Annotated in this window: 20 protein-coding genes; 9 read left to right on the forward strand and 11 right to left on the reverse strand. The window is 70.8% G+C overall.

What is annotated here, in order from left to right; translation table 11 throughout:
- Positions 1-56 precede the first annotated feature (56 nt).
- Positions 57-413: an ArsR/SmtB family transcription factor gene (locus ACFVFQ_RS07015; RefSeq protein ID WP_383410021.1), complete on the reverse strand. Its 357-nt coding sequence runs from the start codon at positions 411-413 to the stop codon at positions 57-59.
- A 351-nt stretch (positions 414-764) separates the two neighbouring features.
- Here ACFVFQ_RS07015 and ACFVFQ_RS07020 point away from each other — a divergent pair, with 351 nt between their 5' ends.
- A complete protein-coding gene (locus tag ACFVFQ_RS07020; protein WP_383410024.1) occupies positions 765-1808 on the forward strand; it encodes a D-alanine--D-alanine ligase in 1044 nt (347 codons plus the stop codon).
- Positions 1809-1897: 89 nt separating this feature from the next.
- On the opposite strand, the gene ACFVFQ_RS07025 is transcribed toward ACFVFQ_RS07020, so the two are convergent.
- Genes ACFVFQ_RS07025 through ACFVFQ_RS07035 form a run of 3 tightly spaced genes read right to left on the reverse strand, consistent with a single transcriptional unit; the run spans position 1898 to position 3203 of the window.
- Complete coding sequence (locus ACFVFQ_RS07025; protein ID WP_383410027.1) at positions 1898-2332, reverse strand: anti-sigma factor antagonist; 435 nt, start codon at positions 2330-2332, stop codon at positions 1898-1900.
- Between the two features lie 42 nt (positions 2333-2374).
- Positions 2375-2803, reverse strand: a complete 429-nt coding sequence (locus ACFVFQ_RS07030; protein ID WP_383410030.1) for an ATP-binding protein — start codon at positions 2801-2803, stop codon at positions 2375-2377.
- 58 nt (positions 2804-2861) lie between these two features.
- Positions 2862-3203, reverse strand: a complete 342-nt coding sequence (locus ACFVFQ_RS07035) for an ArsR/SmtB family transcription factor (RefSeq protein ID WP_383410033.1) — start codon at positions 3201-3203, stop codon at positions 2862-2864.
- 318 nt (positions 3204-3521) lie between these two features.
- Here ACFVFQ_RS07035 and ACFVFQ_RS07040 point away from each other — a divergent pair, with 318 nt between their 5' ends.
- A complete protein-coding gene (locus ACFVFQ_RS07040; RefSeq protein WP_383410036.1) occupies positions 3522-4013 on the forward strand; it encodes an ATP-binding protein in 492 nt (163 codons plus the stop codon).
- A 35-nt stretch (positions 4014-4048) separates the two neighbouring features.
- Here the strand turns inward: ACFVFQ_RS07040 and ACFVFQ_RS07045 are convergent, their stop codons facing one another.
- A complete protein-coding gene (locus ACFVFQ_RS07045; RefSeq protein ID WP_383410039.1) occupies positions 4049-4228 on the reverse strand; it encodes a hypothetical protein in 180 nt (59 codons plus the stop codon).
- 50 nt (positions 4229-4278) lie between these two features.
- Between ACFVFQ_RS07045 and ACFVFQ_RS07050 the strand changes: the two genes are divergently transcribed.
- Positions 4279-4623 (forward strand): hypothetical protein, encoded by a 345-nt coding sequence (locus tag ACFVFQ_RS07050; RefSeq protein WP_383410042.1) that lies wholly within the window; start codon positions 4279-4281, stop codon positions 4621-4623.
- An 85-nt stretch (positions 4624-4708) separates the two neighbouring features.
- Here ACFVFQ_RS07050 and ACFVFQ_RS07055 read toward each other — a convergent pair whose 3' ends face one another.
- Positions 4709-5119, reverse strand: a complete 411-nt coding sequence (locus ACFVFQ_RS07055; protein WP_383410045.1) for a hypothetical protein — start codon at positions 5117-5119, stop codon at positions 4709-4711.
- A 91-nt stretch (positions 5120-5210) separates the two neighbouring features.
- On the reverse strand, positions 5211-5618 hold the full coding sequence (locus ACFVFQ_RS07060; RefSeq protein WP_383410047.1) for a hypothetical protein: 408 nt from the start codon (positions 5616-5618) through the stop codon (positions 5211-5213).
- 388 nt (positions 5619-6006) lie between these two features.
- Here ACFVFQ_RS07060 and ACFVFQ_RS07065 point away from each other — a divergent pair, with 388 nt between their 5' ends.
- Positions 6007-7071, forward strand: a complete 1065-nt coding sequence (locus ACFVFQ_RS07065) for an RICIN domain-containing protein (protein ID WP_383410050.1) — start codon at positions 6007-6009, stop codon at positions 7069-7071.
- Positions 7072-7173: 102 nt separating this feature from the next.
- On the opposite strand, the gene ACFVFQ_RS07070 is transcribed toward ACFVFQ_RS07065, so the two are convergent.
- Positions 7174-7635, reverse strand: a complete 462-nt coding sequence (locus tag ACFVFQ_RS07070; protein WP_383410053.1) for a MarR family winged helix-turn-helix transcriptional regulator — start codon at positions 7633-7635, stop codon at positions 7174-7176.
- Between the two features lie 87 nt (positions 7636-7722).
- On the opposite strand from ACFVFQ_RS07070, the gene ACFVFQ_RS07075 reads away from it, so the two are divergent.
- Positions 7723-9384: an FUSC family protein gene (locus tag ACFVFQ_RS07075; protein ID WP_383410056.1), complete on the forward strand. Its 1662-nt coding sequence runs from the start codon at positions 7723-7725 to the stop codon at positions 9382-9384.
- A gap of 16 nt (positions 9385-9400) precedes the next feature.
- Here the strand turns inward: ACFVFQ_RS07075 and ACFVFQ_RS07080 are convergent, their stop codons facing one another.
- The gene (locus tag ACFVFQ_RS07080) at positions 9401-10945 is read right to left on the reverse strand and encodes an MFS transporter (RefSeq protein WP_383410058.1); all 1545 of its coding nucleotides are present in this window, start codon (positions 10943-10945) and stop codon (positions 9401-9403) included.
- A 118-nt stretch (positions 10946-11063) separates the two neighbouring features.
- On the opposite strand from ACFVFQ_RS07080, the gene ACFVFQ_RS07085 reads away from it, so the two are divergent.
- Together ACFVFQ_RS07085 and ACFVFQ_RS07090 are read left to right on the forward strand one after the other, a co-directional pair.
- Positions 11064-11420 (forward strand): winged helix-turn-helix transcriptional regulator, encoded by a 357-nt coding sequence (locus tag ACFVFQ_RS07085; RefSeq protein ID WP_383410061.1) that lies wholly within the window; start codon positions 11064-11066, stop codon positions 11418-11420.
- Positions 11421-11652: 232 nt separating this feature from the next.
- Positions 11653-12558: a hypothetical protein gene (locus ACFVFQ_RS07090; protein WP_383410064.1), complete on the forward strand. Its 906-nt coding sequence runs from the start codon at positions 11653-11655 to the stop codon at positions 12556-12558.
- A gap of 185 nt (positions 12559-12743) precedes the next feature.
- Here the strand turns inward: ACFVFQ_RS07090 and ACFVFQ_RS07095 are convergent, their stop codons facing one another.
- Both ACFVFQ_RS07095 and ACFVFQ_RS07100 read right to left on the reverse strand, forming a co-directional pair.
- Entirely contained in the window at positions 12744-14309 is a 1566-nt protein-coding gene (locus tag ACFVFQ_RS07095) for an MFS transporter (RefSeq protein WP_383410067.1), read from the reverse strand.
- Between the two features lie 69 nt (positions 14310-14378).
- Positions 14379-15908: a bifunctional transcriptional activator/DNA repair enzyme AdaA gene (locus ACFVFQ_RS07100; RefSeq protein WP_383410072.1), complete on the reverse strand. Its 1530-nt coding sequence runs from the start codon at positions 15906-15908 to the stop codon at positions 14379-14381.
- Positions 15909-16269: 361 nt separating this feature from the next.
- Here ACFVFQ_RS07100 and ACFVFQ_RS07105 point away from each other — a divergent pair, with 361 nt between their 5' ends.
- Positions 16270-17619, forward strand: a complete 1350-nt coding sequence (locus ACFVFQ_RS07105; protein WP_383410077.1) for a DUF2254 domain-containing protein — start codon at positions 16270-16272, stop codon at positions 17617-17619.
- 53 nt (positions 17620-17672) lie between these two features.
- The gene (locus ACFVFQ_RS07110; protein ID WP_383410083.1) at positions 17673-18683 is read left to right on the forward strand and encodes an HD domain-containing protein; all 1011 of its coding nucleotides are present in this window, start codon (positions 17673-17675) and stop codon (positions 18681-18683) included.
- Positions 18684-18723 lie beyond the last annotated feature (40 nt).

Genomic DNA, 18723 nt, shown 5'->3' on the forward strand with positions numbered 1-18723 from the left:
CTGGCGTTCATGCTCGACCGCATCACCAAGGAACTGCCCGCTGACCGCCTGGCCGTCTACCGCCGGGACGGCGGCTTCCTCTGCCCGCTCCCCCTTTGGAGGTCGGCGAGCAGTTCGGCCTGTCCGGCCAGCACCCCGGACAGGATCGTGCGCGCCACCCGCAGGAGTTCGGCCACCTGCGGGCTGGTCAGCGAGTAGTAGACGGTCGAGCCCTCTTTACGGGTGGTGACCAGATTCATCCGGCGTAGGACGGCCAACTGCTGGGAGAGGTTCGCCGGTTCGACGCCCACTTCCGGCAGCATCTCGGCCACCGCGTGCTCGCGCTGACTCAGCAGCTCCAGGACGCGGATGCGCACCGGGTGGCCGAGCGTCTTGAAGAACTCGGCCTTCAGCCGGTACAGCGGTGTGCTCATCGCGTCGTCACTCCCTCCACTCACCAGCACGGTTACGGCCATCGGGCCGGGACGCCGCGCGTCCACCCGCTCGTGCAGGTCATGCAGCCCGCCCTCGTGCGCGGAACCGGCTAGGGGCTGTCCGGGCCGAGCCGAGCCAAGTCAGCCGCCGGCTTCAGCGGCGGAGAGCCCAGCGGTGGCAAACACTAGCAACGGCTCGGCGCACTCACTCCGCCTTGGGTTTTCCAAGTAGATGCTTGGAAAACCCAAGGCGGTGTGCCTACGATGCCTGCCGTGAGGGCGAGTCAGGGACTCGGCCGACGAGACACCGAGCGAGACGGAACGGGACGGAACGGAGCGGCGGACTCAGAGATGCGTGTGGTGATCCTGTGTGGCGGAGAGAGTGCGGAACGAGACGTCTCCCACGCTTCGGGCCGGTCGGTGGCCCGGGCGTTGTTGGAGCGGGGGCACACGGTGACGCTCGTCGATCCGGCCGCCGAGGCTCCGGTACTGGCCGGTCCGCTGCGAGCCGGCGACACCGTCGAGGAGAGCGCGGTCGGGAAGGAACCGCCGTCCGCGGCCGACCGGCAGCGGTTGCGGCACCGCATGCACGCGGCCCTGACCGGCGGGCCGGTCCTGGAACTGCTGCGCGGTGCGGAGTTGGTGTTCCTGGCGCTGCACGGCGGCTGGGGCGAGGACGGGCATGTGCAGGCGCTGCTGGAGATGGCGCGGCTGCCCTTCACCGGTGCCGACAGCGCCGCCTGCGCCGCGGCCTGGCACAAGGCGCGGGCGCAGGCGGTGTTGGGCGCGGCCGGTCTGCCGGTGGCCAACCGGGTGCCGTGGTGGCCCGGTACGCGCGAGGTGCCGCGGGCCGCGCGGGAACTGGTGGCCGCCGGGCCGGTGGTGGTCAAGCCGGTGGAGGGCGGTTCGAGCGTGTCGGTCCACCGGGTCGATTCGCTCCCCGAACTGGAGCGGGTCGCCGCCGAGGCGCACGCCGATGAGGAACGCCTGGTGGAACCGTTCCTCCCGGGGCGGGAGTTCACCGTGGGCGTCGTCGGCGGCCAGGCACTGCCCGTGGTCGAGATCGAGCTGACGACTCCGCTGTTCGACTACGCGGCGAAGTACCAGCCGGGTGGCGTCAGCGAGGTGTGCCCGGCCCGGGTGCCGGGCGACTTCGCGCGCCGCCTACAGGACATGGCCGTCCGCGCGCACCGGGCCCTGGGCTTCGGCGCCGAGGCGTACTCACGCACGGACTTCCGCTGCGACGCTCAGGGGGCGCCGATGTGCATCGATGTCAATGCGCTGCCTGGCCTGACGGCGACGAGCCTGCTGCCGCTCGCCGCCACCGGGGCCAACTGGTCCTATCCCGAACTGATACAGCGCATCGTGGACCTCGCGCAGCCGTCGGCGCGATGACCGGCCGCCGCACGGCACGTCGGACGGGACGGGGAGCGGGCCGGGGAGCGGACCAGGCACGGGCCGCCGCCCAGCGTCCAAGCCCGGGTCTACGCCGGCCGGTTGTTCGGGGCGGGCCACCCGGTGGTGCGCCACTCATGGCGTTCCTGGCGTTCTCGGCTCTCCGCCTCGGGCTCGTCGCGCCCCTGCGCACCGTGGGCCGCGCGCGCTGCGGCCAGGTCGGCGTGGATCGGGAGGGGCGAGGTGTCGCCGACCGGGACGAGGGAGCCGTCGGCGGGGATCGCGGCCAGTTCCAGGGCGCGGCCGGCCTCGGCCAGCCGGCGGGCGGCCTCGGCGATGGCCAACTGCCCCTCGCTGGACCAGCTCCGCAGTTCGCCCAGGTCGACGATGACCGGGCCGGTGCCGCGGGCCAGTACCCAGCCGATCGCACCGGTGAAGCGACGGGCCGCGTCCGGGCCCAGGTACCCGGCGACGGACAGGACGCCGAGGTCCTCCTCGACGGTGTAGCGCCATTCGATGGTCATGCGAACTCCCTTGCGCGGACGGCCTGTCGGAGTGGGTCGGGGTCAGAGGGGCAGGGTGATCCAGATGCTCTTGCCGCCGACCAGGGCGTCCGCACGGACGACCGCCGTGCCGCCCAGGTCGAGGACGAGTTCCATGACCGTGGCCAGTCCGCCGCCACCGCCGGTGGTGGCAACGGTCCCGTCCAGGGGCGGCCGGTAGGGATGGGTGTCATGGACGGCGAGGACCAGACGGTCCCGGCCGGCCCCGTAGATCACGGTGACCTGCGGGGAGTGTGCGGCGGCGTGCCGGATGCTGTTGGTGACCAGTTCGCTCAGGATCAGCAACGCCGGGGCGATCGCGGGGTGTTGGAGGCCGATGCCCCAGCCGTTCAGCGTCAGCTCGGCGGTCTCGCGGGCTATCCGCACGGCGGACGGCTCGGTGGGCAGCGTGAGCACGTGCCGGTAGGGCAGTGTCGCCAGGGGTGTGAGCATCACGCCTCCGCGCCGGCGGGTTGGTGGCCGGTGGTCGACCGGCCGGTCCGGGGTGCCGTCATCGCGTCGCGCTACCGGTGTCCCGCAGCTCGGTCAGCAACGCGTTCCGGCCGGCCAGCATTTCGGTCAAAATCCGGCGCGCCGCCCTCATCAGGTCCGCGACGTCCCCGCCGGCCAGTTCGTAGACGACCGTCGAGCCCTCCCGGGTCGCGGTGACGATCCCGGAGCGGCGCAACACCGCCAACTGCTGGGACAGGCCCGAGGGTTCCACCTCGATCTCGGCCAGCAGGTCCCGCACCGCCTTCGGCCCGTCCTGGAGCAGTTCCAGCACCCGTATCCGCACGGGATGGCCGAGCATCCGGAAGAACTCGGCCTTGGCCTGGTACAGCGGAACGGACATGGCTCCTCGGGGTTTCCCCATGCCGCCCCGTCCGGGGCGGCACTCGGCAAGGCTGCGCCCGCGGTTGCCTACGGACACGGCGAAACGGCATTTCGGCATCTCTAGGCCGAACAGCATCCAACCGATTGCGGAATTTAGCAATTCCTCATCCAGCCAATACGGGGCGGCTCCCCACCCCCATAGACTTGCAGAGTTCTGCAAGTCATCGGCTGCCATGAAGCGCCCCTCACCCACGACCGGAGGAGACGAGATGCTCGCCGGGCACGCCGCCCCCCTGACGCAGCACGGCACCGCGGGGCCCATCCCGACGAGGGCTTCGTGATCCACGCAGACTGGTTTCCGCCGTGGGGCAGGCCGCACGACGACCCGTTGACCGACGGCCAGGACGCCCGGCCGTCGCAGCGACAGGACACGTTCACGGTGCTCGCCGCACCCGGGGCGGTGCTCCGCGCCCGGGAGGGGACAGCAACGAGACTGGCCCGGTGCGGGATAGCCGCCGGATCGTCGCTGTCGGACGCGGCGCTGCTGGTGGTGAGCGAGTTGGTGGCCAACGTCCTGCGGCATGCCGCGGACCAGTCACCCACGGCGGACGTCACGGTGGAGCGGGCGGTCGGACAGTTGATCATCGCGGTGGCCGACCGCGATCCCCGGCTCCCGGCCATGGAAACCGCAACGCCGGGCACGGGGTTGGGCACCGTGCGGGAGCTGGCCGCCTGGTACGACGGCGTGCTCAGCGTGGAGCCCGACTGGGCCGGCCAGGGCAAGCGGATCCTGGCCAGTTTCGTCGTCCCGGAGGGCGATGTCGGGTAGGGCGGGGCTGCGTTGGGGTTCCGGGGCGTTCCCCGTCAGGCGCGGTACCGGGCGTCGAAGTGGGTCGAGTGGGCGGTCAGCTTGTCGAGCAGTTCGATCAGGGTGTGCTGTTCCGCCTCGCTGAGGGAGCCGGCCCAGGCACGTTCGCGTTCGTTGTGCGCGCGGAACGCGGCGCCGATCGCCTCGCGGCCGGTCCCGGTGAGTTCCAGGAGCACCGCGCGGCCGTCGTAGGGGGCGCGTTCCTTGGTGAGCAGGCCGTCACCGGGTGGCCGTACTGACGCCGTACGTGGACGAGCTCAACGCCAAGATCAGCGCCAGCCTGAGCAGTGGCGGCCTGGAGATCCTGGGCATCGAGGGCTTCGGCGTCCGGGACTGCTTCGGCCTCGCCGGGCCGGAGCCTCGGGAGATCGCGCACCGGGCACGGAAACTGATCGAGCGCACCCGCCCCGAGGTGCTCTTCCTCTCCTGCACCAACTTCCGGGCGCTGGAGGCGGTCGACGAGATCGAGTCGGCGTCCGGCATCCCGGTCGTCACCAGCAACGGCGCCGTCATCACGGCGGTGCGCAGGGCGTTGGGGGCGGCGGACACCCGTGCTCCGTCGGGGTGTTAGCCGGTGGCGCGGAGGGCCCAGTGGGCGAAGTCGCGGTGACTTGGCCTGCCAGGCACGGCAGGGCGCCCGACCGGGCGCGCGCCGATCACGCGCTTGACTGCGGCCAGATGCGCTCCGGAACGGTGTCGAGGTTGTGCAGGCGGGTTCCATCGGGGGCGTACGCGTTGAGGAGGTAGCCCCGGTCGAGGCGGACGCCTTCCTTGGAAAGGAAACGGGTGAGCGACGCCGCGATGGCGTCGAAGTTCTCGTATCCGCCCTTCTTGTGGGTCCACACGCTCAACACGGGGAAGCCCTTGTCGTCCTTCGCGTACTGGATGCCATAGACGTCCGCGTCGCCGCCTGCCTGGCGATAGCGGGCGGCCAGTTCCGTGCCGGACCGTGCCGGGGTCGCCGTGGTGGTCGGCGGGCCCGAGGGGCGGGCATCGCCGGCGACATCACAACCAGCTAGCAGAACGCAGAAGGCAAGAAAGCCAATTGCCAGGAGTCGCTTCGGCACGCTCGTCACACTCGCATTTCCACCGCCGGACACAGCGGCACAAGAAAGGGAACGCCCCCTCACCGAGGGGGCGTTCTTGGCGTTCTTCGCTTTACTTGGCCGTGCGCTTCTTGCGCGCCGGCTTCGAGGCGGGAGCCTCCGAGTCGCGGGCCACGGCCACGAAGGACTTGACGGCCTCCTGGAGCTTGGCCACGTTCTCGGCGCCGAGGTCGGCCTCGTACCACTTGAGGTCGAGCACCTGACGGATGCCGATCTCCTTGGTGCCGTCCTCGTTCACCTCCCCGGTCTCGTACTCCTCCTCGACCATCGCGGGCACGGCGAACTTGACCGTCGTAACGCCGTCCGTCACCTCGGGGCTGAGGTCGTCCTGGAGAACCGAACGCCAGTAAGTCGCCTTCTTGACGATCTGACTTCCGACCGGAACGGGAGTGACTACCTCCTGAACACCCGGCTCATTCTTCTGCGACTCGTCAACCTGGATGGTTTCCTTGACAGCCATATCGGCGCGCCCCTTTCTCGTTTGGTGCACCCCAAATTCTAGTAGAAATAGGGGAGTTGAATCCAATCGGCCGTCGAAGGCACGACGCTCTCGCTTTTCCTGGTTTCCGGGCTCGATGGACCGCCGTCGTCATTGCCCCGGATTTGCGTGCGGCGGTGCGGTCGGAAGAGTGACGGGCGAAGCGAATCGACGGTGAGCGGCGCGCGGTTCGGTACACAGCACGCGCGGTCCCCACCACCCGAACCAACCCGGCCTGCCCGGCCCACCCGGACTGCCCGAACTGTGACGGACGACCCTCTCCTCAAGATCATCGGTTGCGGATACTCTCCTCAACACGGTGGATTGCACCACCGACACTCCGAATCAGACAAGAGGGGGTTGTTCTGGCGTGAAACCGCACAGACCAGCGGTCTTCCACAGAGCGTTAACCGTCCTGATAGCCGTTCTCGGCATCACCCTGGGCCTGACCACCCAGGCCGGTGCCGCGCAGGCCGCGGACAACTGCTCGGGCCTGTCCTGCCTGACGTTCACCTCCGCCAACAACGGGCGGAACCTGGACGTGCAGAACGGCAACGGCGGCGACGGCGTCTTCATCGTCACCAACTCCGCGCCGGGCTACCACCAGAAGTGGCAGGCCCGCCTCCAGGGCCCGGACTCGTCCTTCACCCTCGCCAACGAGGACACCGGCAAGTGCATTGAGGTCGGGCTCCCGCTCAAGCAGCGGACCTGCTCCGGATCGTCCGCACAGCGCTGGTACTTCCAGCCCGTCGACGGCACCACGGACACGTTCATGATCCGTAACGCCGGGGACAACAAGTGCATCGACGTGGTCCTCGGCGCGCAGTACAACGATGCCTGGACCCAGACCTACGGCTGCAACGGCAGCAAGGCCCAGCAGTGGAAGCTTCCCGGCACCGCCCGGGACGCGGCAATGAAGGCCGCGGTCGACTACGCGTCCACGCGCTGCCAGAAGAACGGCTCCACCTGCTTCTGGACGAAGGGCACCCAGGCACCGGCCGAGCCGCTGCCCCACCAGTGCGTCTCCCCCGTCTGGTACAACGGCACCGAAGCGCCGGTGCCTTGGACGTTCTCGCTGAACACCTCCTCCGGCTGGTCGAGCCTGCTCGGCGTGACCTTCACCTCGGGCTTCGGCACCGGCCAGGAGAGCCCCGTCCAGGCAAGCGTCAGCCTGACCCTCAACGGCCAAGTCAGCTACGACCTGAAGCAGGACCTCGGCAACAGCCTGACCATCGAGGTCCCGTCGCACCAGTACGGCTGGGTGGCGCTGTCGACGCTGGCGACGAAGGTGACTGGCGAGTGGACCTTCGATGCGAACGGGTTCCCGTGGAAGGCCAAGGACACCGTCACCGTTCCGTTGAAGAACGATGACCAGGGCCGGTCCAGCATCTACATGGCGAAGACCAGCCCGAACTTCACCAGTTGCAACGGCTGAGACCACCACAGCCCTGGGGCCCGCTCGCGCGTCGAGCGGGCCCCTCTTCGGTTACGCCTCCGCCCACCACGACCGCGTCGTCAACGCCCGCCCGGACAAGCCCTAGCCATCGGCCAGTCGGTGCATCAAGTCCGCAGCGAGGAGCAGGACTCCGGTCTCGGTCTCGTTGAGTTCCTCCAAGGCGCCGGCGAGCCAGGCATCCCGGGCGGTGACGTCGGCGAGCAGGGCGGCGCATCCGGCGTCCGTGATGGCGATGGTCTGCTGGCGCCGGTCCCCCGTGCTGCGGGTGCGGACGATCAGCCCCTGCTCGGCGAGGTCGGCGAGGGTGCGGGTGAGGGACTGCGGCTGGAGCCGCTCCGCCGCGGCGAGGCGTCCCGGGGTCGCCGGGCCGTGCCGGTGGAGGCGGGACAGCACGAGCAGCTTGGTGACGGGCAGCGCGCCGTCGCCGCGCTCGCCACGCATGCGCCGGGCCAGCGCCATCACCGCATCGCGCAACTCGGCCACGGCAGAGTCCGGCACCACTGACGCCGTGCCGTCGTGCGGGAAACCCTTCGCCTTCTTCATGCGCACTCTCTTACTATCTCTAGGCTAGGCGTCGACTGTGGACGATCAAATGAAGTCTACAGCGCCGGAGATGTAAGGGTGGGGCGCATGAGTTCCTACGCAGTGCGTACTATTTTCTCGGCTCGGCTCCGTGCCGAGGGCGTGCATGCGGCCGTCACCATGACGGCCGTCGTCGCGACCTTCTACAGCGCGATGGCGCTGGAGCACGCGTTCCGGTTGGGCGTAGGGGTGTTGGTGCTGGCGGTGGCGCTCTCGCTGACGGCAGCCCGGACGGAGCGGGCCGCCTCGCGCCGCCGTCGGCTCGCCGGGCTGGTGACGATGCCGGTACTCGCCGTCGTCGCGGGCGGCGTCGGTGAGCTGATGGTGCATCTGCCGACCGTCGGCAAGGCGGTGTTCACGCTGGCGCTGTCCGGTGCGATCTGGCTGCGCCGCTTCGGACCGGTGGCCACGCGGGTGGGTGCCTGGGTGGCCATGCCGTTCATCGCGGTGCTGGTGACCCCCGTCCCGGGACCGGTGGGTGCCTGGACGGTGTTGTGGTCCGCGCCGATCGCCGTGTTGGCCTGGGGATGGGTGGCACTGTGCCAGACCATCGCGCGCCGCCTCGGCGTCCTCGACGCCACGCCCCCGCCGCGCCCCGCGCCGGAACCACAACGGCGGGGCGCGCCAGGCAAGGCGGGCTGGCGCGCCATGCCGGCCAGCACGCGGATGGCGGTGCAGATGGGCCTCTCGCTGGCGGCGGCGTTCCTGGTGGGCGGCCTGCTCTTCGAGCAGCACTGGCCCTGGCTGGTGATCACCGCGTATGTGGTGTCCGCCGGCAACCGCGGGCGCGGCGACGTGCTGCACAAGGCCGCGTTGCGGTTCGCCGGGGCGACCGCCGGCACCCTCGCGGTCACGGTGCTCTCCTCGCTCCTCCCCCGGCACGCCACCGCCGACGTGGTGGCCATCTTCGTGCTGCTCGGCATCGGCACCGTGCTCCGCCAGTTCACCTACGCCTACTGGGCGGGCTGCGTCACCGGGGTGCTGGCGCTGCTGTACTCCTCCTTCGGGGAGACCGGCGGCCCAGAGCTGTTGGGCGTCCGGCTCGCGGCGATCGCGACCGGGGCGCTGCTCGCCGCGGCCGCGCACTGGTTCGTGCTCCCGGTGCGCTCCGCGGACGTGCTCCGCAAGCGCCTCGGCGCGGTACTCGCCGCGCTGGCCGATCTGCTGCGGGCGGTGCGCCATGAGCCCGAGCGGTGCGCGGAGCACGGCGCGCGGTTCGCCACCGATCTGGCGCTGCTGGAACAGGTGGCGCGCACGGCCGAGTTGCACCGGATGCTGCTGCGCCGAAGAACCCGAACGGCCCGCGCCGCGCACCCGGCCGACGCCGTGGACGCCCTGCGCACCCTGGCCGAACCGGTCCGGGTGCTGGCCGCCTCCGCCGCGGAAGGGTCCGCCGCGACGGCCGGCCCGCACCACCTCCGCCTGCGCGCCGCGGTCGCCGCCAACGTCACGGAGCTGCGCCGCGCCCTGGGCCACAAGCCGGGCGACGGCCACCGGCCGCTACCACCCGCCCCCGCGGACGGCGAGGACCCTGCCTCCGCCGCACTCCGGGCCGTCGGCACGGCAGTTGACCAGATGGCGGAGGTCTTCCCGCCCGTCGAAGCCAACGCGGCTGGCGATACGGCCGGCGCTACGACCGTCGATACGGCTGGCGATGCGACAGTCGATACGGCTGTCGGACCAGACCGCCGGGAGGCGGAAAGCACGTAGACGGTTTCCACGACCGTCACTTGACTCCGTCGACACGGTCGGCGACGAAGGAGCGCCGGCCGGGGCGTAGCCATGCCGCGACCAGTGCGCCCAGCAGTGCCAGCGCTCCGGCGGCGATTCCGGTGGCCGCCGAGAAGCCCGCGTCGAACGCCTGCCGGGCGCCGTGCAGCAGCGTCTCGCCGGTTCGGCCGCCGGCGTGCGCCGCGACCTCCGAGGCCGCGCCGAGCGACGAACGCGCGGTGTCCCACTGGTCGTTGGTGGTCCCCGCGGACGGCGCGAAGTTCGCGCGGTAGACCAGCGTCAGGATCGTTCCCAGGAAGGCCAGTCCCAGGCCGGCGCCGAGGGAGAAGGCGGTCTCCTGGATCGCGCCCGTCTCGCCGGCGCGGTCCGGGCCGGCGGCGCCGAGGACGGCGTCCGAGCCGAGCGCCATGACGATGCCCGAGCCGATGCCCGCGGCGCCGAGCGCGCCGATCAGCGCGCCGCTGGTGACTGCGGAACCCAGGACGCTGAAGGTCGCCAACGCGGCGGCCATCAGCAGCAGTCCGCCGGCCAGGCACCGGTGGTGGCCCAGGCGCCCGCCCCACCGCGGCGCCAGGGAGGCGCCGATCGCGTTGGCGACCGCGAGCGGTATCAAGGCCAGTCCGGCGCGCAACGGCGGGTCGCCGTCAACCAGTTGGAGGCGCTGGGCGAGTAGGAACAGCAAGGCGGTGAAGGTGCCGTAGCACGCCATGATGGACAGTACCGGAAGGGTGAAGCGGCGGTCGGCGAAGTGCGAGACGTCCAGGAGCGGGTCGGCGGCGCGGCGTTGTCGCACCACGAACGCGGCCAGGAGTCCGATCCCGGCGGCCGCCGCGGCCCAGACCGTGGGCCCGGCGCCGCCCACCTCCCCCAGTCGTTGGCTGGCGTACACCACGCCCGCCAACCCCACCGCGGACATCGCGGCGCCAACCCCGTCCCAGCGGTGCGGCCTGGGATCGCGCGACTCCGCCACCAGCCTCAGGCTGCCGACCAGGGCGACGATCACGATCGGCAGGTTGACCAGGAAGACCGAGCCCCACCAGAAGTGTTCGATCAACCACCCGCCGAGCAGCGGCCCGATGGCGACGCCAACGCTGTTCGCGGCGGTCCACAGGCCGATGGCGAGGGTGCGTTCCCGGTCGTCGGGGAAGGCGGCCCGGATGATGGCCGGCGTGCTCGCCATGATCATCGCCCCACCGACCCCCAACACCGCCCGCGCGACGATCAGTTGGAGCGGCGTGCTCGACAGTGCCGCGCCCGACGAGGCCAGTCCGAACACCGCTAAGCCCGCCACCAACACGCGCCTGCGGCCGAACCGGTCGCCGAGGGTCCCCCAGGTGAGGAGCCCGGCCGCGACGGCGAGCGCGTAGCTGTCGACGATCCACAGGAGTTCGGACCCGCTCGGCAACAGTCGTTCGCCGAGGCTCGGCACCGCCACGAGCAGCACCGTCAGGTCCATCCCGACCATCAACAGACTGGCGCAGAGCACCGCCAGCGAGGCCCATCGATGGGGTGTGTTGCGTACGCGATGACTGGTTTTCATGAGCACCGCACCACTGTGTGCGTCACCCAACTCGCAGCACAAGTACGGTCTTTCCGGTCAGTCGGTACCACTCGCGGCCCGTGGTTCCACTCCGTATACCGGCCTAAGGTTGCCGGTTATGAGACGGGTACGCGAGCGCGTGGAAGAGATGGCCGAGTACTGCAACACCGAGGTCGTGCTCTCGGTCGTCGGGGGCAAGTGGAAACTGTTGATCCTGCGCTATCTGCTCCAACGCACCCACAGATTCGGCGAGTTGCGCCAGGCCATGCCCGGCATCACGCAGCGCATGCTCGCCCGGCAGCTCCGCGAGCTGGAGGACGACGGGCTGGTCAACCGCACCGTCTATCCTGTCGTCCCGCCGTGCGTCGAGTACGAGCTCACCGAAGCCGGCCGGAGCCTGGGGCCGCTCATCGAGCAACTCCACGAATGGGGAGGCTGGTACCGCAACCATCTCCAGGGGCAGTTGGAGAGTTGATGTCCGTTTCGGGGTGCGGCTCAGGAGAGGACCGGCGGCGCACGCAGCGGTGTGGGGTGTGCGACCGGGCATGCGCGCCGCGGGCCCGCTACAGGCGCCACGCCCGCGCACCTCGCGGACAACCGGAAGGCGGCCATACGGTACGAAGAGCAGGCGGGTAGGGCGAGTTGACGGCATGAACGGACCGTGCTCGCAGCCCGCGCCGCGTCCACACCTCGGGAGGAGTGCAGCAATGACAGCGAACCCGGTCAGCCTCTTCGTCACGTCGCAGACGGCCCAGTTCTCCACGTCGAACCCACCGACCGGCACGTTGACGATCAGCGACGGTAATTTCTCCCCCAACAACACGACCTCACCGGTGGAGGTGACCGTGGCGCTGCCACCGTTCACGCGGTGGGACGGGGTCCAACCCGGCGGCCACCCCATCACGGTCCTCGCCACACCCAGCGACTGTGCCTGTCCGCAGATCCTGCGCTACTTGGACCCGGCGGACCTCCACGGAGGGCAGAAGACCTCGGTGAACATCGGGCTCAACCTCTGCCGACCGACCAACAGCCCGCTTCCCGCTCAGATGCCCAACGGCGCGGTGAACGCGGTGCCGACCGGCAATGACCTCTGTACCGACCTGTCGCGGAGCGTCGGGGCTCTCGCCGCGGTGGTCCCGGCGCAGACCTCGACACCACCCCCTAAGAGCAACCCGGTGGACCTCTACTTCGTGCACTGCACGGCCGCGCTGCTCGGCACGCAGTCCCCGACCGTGACGGAGTTCCAGCTGTTCGACAACCTCACCGGGGGCAACATGCCCACCACGGCGGACTCCAAGTTGTGCGTCCTCGTCGGGCCGTACTACCACGTCACCGCCCTGCCTCCCGGGGGGACGTTCATCCACCAGCACCAGGACTTCGCGGACTACGACATCGTCCAGGTCCTGGTGCCACCGCTGTTCACGAACCCGTACGTGGTGCCGATCAGCATCCAGGCCAGCACCTACACCGGGCCGGACGGCAATACGCACTCCGGCCCGGACGGACCCCGTAGCTCGACGGCGACCTACACGCCTACCGGCAATGACTTCGACGAGAACTCCAGCAGCATCGCCCACCCCGTGTCCCAGATCGCCCTGGACCAGCTGTCCTAGCCGGCGATTCGTGCGCCTGGTCGCGTCTGCCGCGACCAGGCCGCCGTCGCACCGGGGTTGCCACCGGGGCGTGTCGGGTGCACAACACATGTCCGCAGAGGGCCGGTTGACTGGCCGAGGACCGTGCGGATGCATGTGGCCCGGCGGTCCGCCCCGGTCGCCCGGTATGCCCGGCGGGCGGCCGGTCACGGCTGGGCGTCGGCGAGCGGCTGCCTGTCCGCGGGCTGCGGTGCCGGGGCGGGCCGCGGCCGGCGGATCAGGGCCAGACTGGCGACGGCGCCCAGGAGCGCTACGCCGGCGCCGACGATGAAGGCCGCCCGCATGCCGGCGGCGAAGGCGTGGTTGGCCGCCGCCCGGAAGCCGTCGCGCACGGGTGCCGGCAGGGTGGCCGCCGTGCCGTTGATGTTGCCGGTGGCCACGTCGCCGGCCAGGGTGCCCAGGCGGTGCCGCAGGCTGGGGAACCGGTCGGAGCGGGAGGTCAGGTCATGGTTGACGACCGCGGCCAACACCGCGCCGACGCCGCCGAAGCCGGCGGTCATGCCGACGATGCGCATGGTGGAGTTGATGCCCGAGGCCATTCCCGAGCGGGACGCGGGGACGATGCTGAGGGCCACATTGCTCATCTCCCCATTGATCAGTCCGGTGCCCAGGCCGCTGATCAACCCGCCGCTCGCGTAGTCGGTCCAGTCACCGCCGAGCGGGGCGGACGCCAGGAGGGTCGCTCCGACGGCCACCAGGAGCTGGCCGAGGGCCAGCAGGACGCGCGGGGAGAGGTGCCTGGCCAGGCGCGCCCCGAGCGGGCCGGCGCCGAACAGGGGGACGGCGAAGGGCAGCATCGCCAAGCCTGCCTGGAGGGGGCTGTAGCCGAGTACGCCTTGGAAGTAGAGCGGCGTGTAGAGGAACAGGCCCCAGAAGGCGATGGACAGTACCAGGGGTGCCAGGCTAGCGCCGAGGAAGGTGGGGTTGGTGAACAGTCGCAGCTCCATCAACGGGTAGGTTTGCCGCAGTTCGGCGGGGATGAGGGCGAGGGCGAGCACGGCCGCCGCCGTCACGGTGGCGATGATGGTGGGGCTGGTCCAGCCGCTCTGAGGTGCCGTGACGAGGGAATAGACCGCCAGGAGGACCGCTCCGCTGAAGAGCACCAGGCCCTTGAGGTCGAGGCGGGTGGCCCTGGGGTCGCTGGACTCCCGCGTGCGCATCAACCCCAGGGCCAGCATGGCGATGCCGAACGGTACGTTCAGCAGGAGTGCCCATCGCCAGCCGCCCAGGTCCACGGCGAGTCCGCCGATGAACGGCCCCAGGGACGCGCCCAGTCCGGAGGCGACGCCGAAGACCGCGAAGGCGTGGGTCCGGCGCGGGCCGGTGAACTCCTGGACGAGCAGGGCGAGCGAGGAACTGAACATGCCCGCCGCGCGGATGCCTTGGACGACGCGTCCGGTGTTGAGCCAGAGCATGGCCGGGGCCAGGCCGGCGAGCAGGGAGGCGGCGGTGAACACGGCGAGTCCGGACAGGAAGACCTTGCGGCGGCCGAACAGGTCCGCCAGGCCGCCGCCGGCCATCAGTAACGCGGCGAACGCCATGGTGTAGCCGTTGATCACCCATTGCTGGTCGCTAAATCCGACGGCGAAATCGCGATGGAGATCGCGCAGGGCAACCGAGGCGACCGTGTAGTCCAGGGGCAGCAGGAACGTCGTCACGCTGCTGACGATCAGGGTGCCGACCGCATGACTCAGGCGCGTTTTCGGGGGCATGGGATGTCCTAGCTCGGGTGGGGATGCGTGGGGGAAGGGCGGAGCGGCGCGCGGCGCGCGAGGAGGCCGTCAGGCAACCAAGGCCGCGGGCCGCAGCGACGTCTGTGCGGACTCTGCGGACTGCGGGGCCTGGGCGGTCTGACGCGTAGGGGTGAGGATTTCCGTGTCATCCGGGCGCAGGTTCCACAGGTGCAGGAGGGCGTAGGAGCGCCAGGGGCGCCAGTGTTCGGCGTGCCGCGGGGTCGGGGCGGGGCCGTTCGGTCGTCCCAGGCTTCGTAGCGCCCGGCGGGTCGACGGTGCCTGGGCCAGGAACACGTCGGGGTCCTTGTGGGCCCGCATGACGAGATAGCCGGCGGCGCTTCCGCTCAACCCGGCCTGGATCAGGTGGTGTTCGGTCTCCGCGCGGTCGCCGCCTTCGTTCAGTGTCAGGTCTCCGGCGGCCAGCGTCGTGGCGATGCAGCGCACCGTCTTGGCCACCCCGTCCGGGAGCAGTTCGGTCAGTGGCGCTCCGGCCAGGGCCTGGGCCGTGGGGAACAGATGCATCACCGTGCCGGCCGGGGAGGGCAGTGGGCGACCGAAGCGGCGCACCAGCGCCGCCAGCGCCGTTGACCCCGCGGTCCCGGGCAGGCCGTGCCGGACGGCGGTGCACAGCAACAGTTCCTCGGGGTCGGCCGCGCCGGGAACGCGCAGCCCCGGGTGGGCGGCGACCAAGGGCGCCAACAGGGGCTCGCCGGCAAGGTGTTCGGCGATGGCTGCCGGGTCGGCATCCAGGTCCAGCAGGCCGCGGCAGCGATGGATGGCCGCGGCCAGGTCCCGGATGTCCTCCAGGCAGAACCGGGCTTCGACGTGGCCGGGGTGCGGGGTGAGGACGACCGTGCAGGCGCCATGGGGCAGGCGCAGACTTCTCCGGTAGGACCCGGCGTCGATCTCCTCGATGCCGGGGATGGCGCGGGCGGCGAAGAACCGCAACAGGGCGGCCCCGTCGAAGGGTTCGCGGACCGACAGGCGTACGGCAAGGGTCCCGGCAGCCTGGCCGGCCGGGGCTCCGGCGGTGCCGCGCAGGGCGGTGGGCGTGCGGTCGAAGACGGCCGCGATGGTGGCGTTGAACTGACGGACACTGGAGAAGCCCGCGGCCATCGCCACGTCGGTGATGCGCAAATTGGTCGTCTCCAGCAGGATGCGCGCGGTCTGGGCCCGCTGCGCGCGGGCCAGCGCCTGCGGGCCGACTCCCACCTCGGCGGTAAGCAGTCGGTGCAAGTGCCGTGTGGTATAACCGAGTTGGGAGGCCAGTCCGGGGACACCCTCGCGGTCACAGACGCCGTCGGCGATCAGGCGCATGGCCCGTCCCACGACGTCGGCCCGCAGGTTCCATTCCGGCGAGCCGGGACTGGCGTCCGGGTTGCATCGCTTACAGGCACGGTAACCGGCTTCCTGGGCGGCGGCCGCACTTCGGTAGAACCGGACGTTCTGCCGCTTGGGGCAGCCGGGGCAGCTCGGGCGGCAGTAGATGCCGGTCGTGACCACGGCGGAGTAGAAGAGTCCATCGAATCGGGTGTCCCGGCTCAGCGTTGCCCGCCAACAGCGTTCGAAATCAAGCACCCCACAACCCTTGCAGCGGGGGCGGTCGGTCGCTGGCAGCTATCGGACATGCACGCACCCGCCGGCGCTGCCGACCTCCTTCCTGATCCCCCACCACTCGAATCTTGATAATGATTATCATGTTGCTTAACCGATTCGCATCACCGGTCGCACCGAGAGGGGCAAACGAGGCATGGCACGCAGAGCACTGTGGGGCATACGACGGCTGGCCGTGGCCGTGGTGATGGGGGCACCGGACGCCCGGACGAAGCCGTCACCCCGGCCGGAAGCTGCGGCTCCCACCAGTTGACCAGTCGACCAACCCGAGCCCGCACGGTGCGGCATGGCGCGACCAACCCCCGCAGATCGGTACATTCGGCGCATGGTTCGCGGTCGCTGGAAGTGGTACCTCACGCGCCAACGCCTGCGCGCCTCCCGGTTCTGGGCGCTGCCGGTCACCCTGCTGGGCGCGGGCCTGTTCCTGTCCTGGCTGTTCCCGCTGATCGACCGCGAGGTCACCCTCTACGGAAAAGAGGTCGGCGAGAGCTTCTTCGCCCACCTGGACAGCGGCTCGATGGCCACCCTGCTCTCCGCCGTCGCGGGCGGCATGATCACCCTGACCGGCCTCGTCTTCACCGCGATCACGCTGGCCATGCAGTTCGGCGCCTCGCAACTGTCGGTGCGGGTGGTGCCGATCCTCCAGCAGGACGGCGTGATGCGCTGGGCGATGGGCACGTTCATGGCGACCTTCGTCTACACCCTGATGATCTCGGTGCGGCTCGCCGTCAGCCAGGCCAACTACCGGCCGGTCATCTCCATGTTCTTCGCGATGCTGCTTGCCGTGGTGTGCGCGGTGCTGTTCTTCGTGCTCGTCACCCGCGTCACACGGGTACTGAACTCGGGGCAGTTGCTGCATTACCTGGCCGCCGAGGGCCGGCGGGCCGTGGACCGCACGCACCCCGAACACGGGCCCGCCGCACCCGTCGCGCCCGCTCCCCAGGCACACCCCCAACCCGACACCGACCCGGTGGTGATCCGGCTCGGTACCCCGCCCGGCCGCGGCCAGACGCTCATCGCCTGCGACGACCGTGGCCTGGAGCGGCTCGCCCGCCGCACCGGGACCCGCATCCAACTCGTGCCGGTGACCGGCGACTTCGTGGCCCAGGAGGCACCGCTGTTCCTCGTGCACCCGGGCGCGAAGCCGTGGCGCCGCCGGAACCTGACCCGCCATCTGCTCTTCAGCACCACCCTCAGCTCGGGCAGCGACCCGGCCGGGGCGCTGCGCGCGTTCGTCGACATCGCGCTCAAGGCGCTGTCCCCGGCCGTCAACGATCCCGGGCGCGCGGTGCAGTGCCTGGACCACATCGAGGACCTGTTGGTGATGATCGCGCCCCGCCTGGCCGCCGGGCAGCCGTCGGCCGCACCGGGCGCGTTCCACCGCCGCACCCGCTCCTGGGCCGACTACGTCTGCATCGCCACCGACGAGATCCGGCACTTCGGCCATGCCTCGATGCAGGTCCAACGCCGGTTGCGCGCCCTGTACGCCACGGTCGCCGGGGCCTGCGCCCCCGAGCAGGTCCCGCCGCTGCGCTCCCGGTTGACGACGATGGACGCCGAGGCCGGCACCCAGTGGCCCCAGGACCTCGACGGCCGCCTGGCCCGCCTCCCCGACTCCCAGGGCCTCGGCACGGAGAGCGGCGACACCCGGAACGGGCTGCACGGCGGGGTGTAGGGCGACGTCGGACGGCCCCGCTCCGGTTCCCACACCCGCCCTAGGGTGGCCTGATGGATGATACTGACGCCCCTGTTCCCACCAACGTGCTGGGCCTGTCCCCCACCTTCACCGACCCGCTGTGGCGCGTGCCCGTCCGCCTCACCCCCGTCGAAATCGACCTGTTGCGGACCGAACCGCTACGGCGCCTGCACTTCGTCGCCCACGGCGGAGCCTCGGCACTCAGCACTCTCCAGTCCTACTCCAGGCTGGAACACACCCTGGGCGTCCTCGCGTTGGTCGCGCACTTCCGCCCGGAGGACCAACTCCTGCGGGCCGCGGCCCTGTTGCACGACATCGGCCACCTCCCCCTGAGCCACACCGTCGAGGGCACCGCCGGCCTCGACCACCACACCATTGGTGCGCAACTGCTGCTCACCGACCCCATCCGCCCGGTGTTGGCACGGCACGGGATCCGCCCCGACGCGCTCGCTGCCGCACTCGACGGTCGGCCGCCCTCGCCCCTCACCAACCACACCGGCCTGCTCAGCCTCGACCACCTCGACTCCTATGTCCGCAGCGGTCGTTCGGCCGGGCGCCTCGACACCGATCCGGCCGCGCTCCTGGGCCGGCTCACCCTCACGGACTGCGTGGTGTCGGCCGACCACGAGGCCGCCGCCACCCTCGTCTCCCTGATCTGTGCCGAGGCCCGGCTGCACACCTCGTGGGACAACGTGGGCCCGGTCTCAGTGGTCCGGCGCCTGGCCCGCCAACTGCTCGACGGCACGCCCCTCACCCCGGCCGGGCTCTCCCGGATGACGGATCCGCAGCTCTGGTCCGCGCTCGACTCCTGCGCCGCCACCCGAGCGGAGAGCGCCATGGTCCGCTACGAGTTGCACCGGTTGCGGGTCACCACCGGGCGAGGCGGCGGGCATCCGGACGGTTGGGATTTCTCGCTGCGCAAGATCTACCGTTCGGAACCGTTGGTGGCGGGGCGGCGGTTGGCGGCGTCAGCGCCCGATCTGGCGGCCGAGTTGGAGGTGCTGCAGTCGCTGCCCACCGAGTTCCGCGTCTGGTGGAGTTGACCGCCGATGGAGTTGAGCGGCGGCCACGAGCGCCACAGTG

Origin of the sequence: Streptomyces sp. NPDC057743 (assembly GCF_042798755.1) — a bacterium.
GTDB lineage: Bacteria > Actinomycetota > Actinomycetes > Streptomycetales > Streptomycetaceae > Streptomyces.